Origin of the sequence: Rhodoplanes sp. SY1, assembly GCF_046000175.1 — a bacterium.
In the GTDB taxonomy this organism is placed as follows: Bacteria; Pseudomonadota; Alphaproteobacteria; order Rhizobiales; family Xanthobacteraceae; genus Rhodoplanes.
The window spans coordinates 1-596 of sequence record NZ_JBEOMB010000515.1; the positions used below are offsets into that span (position 1 = coordinate 1).

Annotated in this window: 1 protein-coding gene; it reads right to left on the reverse strand. The window is 63.8% G+C overall.

What is annotated here, in order from left to right; translation table 11 throughout:
* Window positions 1–584 (reverse strand): DNA adenine methylase (locus tag ABTU92_RS30690; protein ID WP_408095300.1); only part of this gene is annotated, 584 nt, incomplete at its 3' end.
* Window positions 585–596 lie beyond the last annotated feature (12 nt).

Below are 596 nucleotides of genomic sequence, written 5' to 3' on the forward strand. Positions count from 1 at the left end.
TCCTCGGACCCGAAGTACGGCGGATCGAGGTAGAACAAGGTCTTCGGGCTGTCGTAGCGCCTCAGGAATTCGGCCCATGGCAAGCTCTCGATGGTCACCCCGGCGAGCCGCTCGTGGATCTCGCAGAGCAAGGGCCCGAGCTTGGTCACGTCGAACCGGCCGGGACCGAGCGAGACACCGAAACTGCGGCCGGAGACCTTGCCCCCGAAGGCGATGCGCTGCAGGTAGAGGAACCGTGCGGCTCGTTCGAGATCGGTCAATGTGCCGGGGTCGCAGGCAAGCAGCCGCTCGAACTCCACCCGCGACGTGATCTGGAACTTCAAAGTCTCCATGAACTGCGGATAGTGCCGCTGCAGAATCCGGAAGAGGGTCGCGACGTCCCGTGAGATATCGTTGACCACTTCGCACGACGGCACCCGGCCTCTCCGGAAGAAAACTCCTCCCATGCCCACGAACGGCTCGGCATAGACGTTATGAGGGACCGCCTCGATCCGGCGGATCAGTTCGGTCGCGAGCCTCTTCTTCCCGCCGATGTATGGGGCGGCCGGCCGCACCGGTGCAACCGGCCGAAAGGGATGGTTCATCGCTCAACACTC